Raw genomic sequence first — 1,240 nt, forward strand, 5'->3', positions numbered from 1 at the left:
GCGGCGGATTCAACCGGTCAGCGCAACACCCAACGTTTCCGCCAGTTTCTCGGCAGGGTTCATAAATTGCAAGGTCTGACGGGGTCGACCGTTCAGTTGCGCGGCGACCTTGTTCAAGTCTGCCTGCGAATAGCCGTCCACCGGTTTGCCTTTGGGGAAGTACTGACGCAGCAGGCCATTCGTGTTCTCGTTGCTGCCTCGTTGCCATGGGCTTCGCGGATCACAGAAATACACTTGCACGTCCGTAGCAATCGTGAAGTTCCTGTGGCTCGCCATCTCTGAGCCGCGGTCCCATGTCAGTGACCCACGCAGTTGTTTCGGCAGTTTGTTCACCTGTTTGATCAGCGCGGACACCACACTTGCAGTGTCCTTGCCTGCCACCTTGACCAGCATCACATAACGCGAGTGCCGCTCCACCAGTGTGGCAATGTAGGTGTTGTGCGAGCCTGCCAGCAGATCGCCTTCCCAGTGACCAGGTACCGCACGGTCTTCCACCTCGGCCGGTCTTTCGCTGATCGACACTGCCCCGATTATCTTGCCCCTGTTCTGTCCGCTTGCCGAGGCGCTCTTCGCCTGGCGCATCGTACGGTTCGTACGAAGATGTTCCACGAGTTCCTTTTTAAGGACCCCGCGTGCCTGGATGAACAGGCTCCGGTAGATCGTCTCGTGAGATATCTGCATGTCCTTGTTGACCCGAAACTCGCGCTTGAGCCACCCCGCTATCTGTACAGGGGCCCATTTTAATTTGAGCCTGGTCGCCACCAGCCGGCGCAGGCGCGCATTGCCCGACAGCGCACACACCTTGGGCCGCCGCGCACGCTCCCAGGCGTTCGCATCGGCCTCGTGCGCGCGATACCTGTGAATACCGCCATTGCGCCCGATCTCCCGGCTGACGGTCGATTTCGAGCGCTCCAGTTGCAGTGCAATCTGACCCATCGTTCTGCCTGCGACAAGGGCACGCGATATCTCTTCGCGTTCGGCCAGCGTCAGCGCTCGCGCAGATCTCGTGCGGGCAGGCGGGGAAATCCCGCCGTTCCTGTTCACGACGTGATAAACGCCACTCGGCTGGCGCTCAAGCATCCGCGCAATTGCGCTCAGCGACTCGCCTTCGCGCCATAGCTTCCAGATCTCGGCCTTCTGCGCGGTGTTCAACCACGGTCTTCTTTGTCGTCCCATCGTGCTCCACTCTCCATTTCCGTATTGGAACAGAGGTGTTGCGCTGACCGGTTGAATCCGCCGC

Annotated in this window: 1 protein-coding gene; it reads right to left on the minus strand. The window is 60.0% G+C overall.

Features of this window, described 5'->3' with window-relative positions; translation table 11 throughout:
* Positions 1–9: 9 nt before the first annotated feature.
* Positions 10–1,176 (minus strand): IS30 family transposase, encoded by a 1,167-nt coding sequence (locus M0D66_RS37895; protein ID WP_211709248.1) that lies wholly within the window; start codon positions 1,174–1,176, stop codon positions 10–12.
* Between the last annotated feature and the right edge of the window lie 64 nt (positions 1,177–1,240).

Origin of the sequence: Paraburkholderia sp. SECH2 (assembly GCF_030464795.1) — a bacterium.
In the GTDB taxonomy this organism is placed as follows: domain Bacteria; phylum Pseudomonadota; class Gammaproteobacteria; order Burkholderiales; family Burkholderiaceae; genus Paraburkholderia; species Paraburkholderia aspalathi.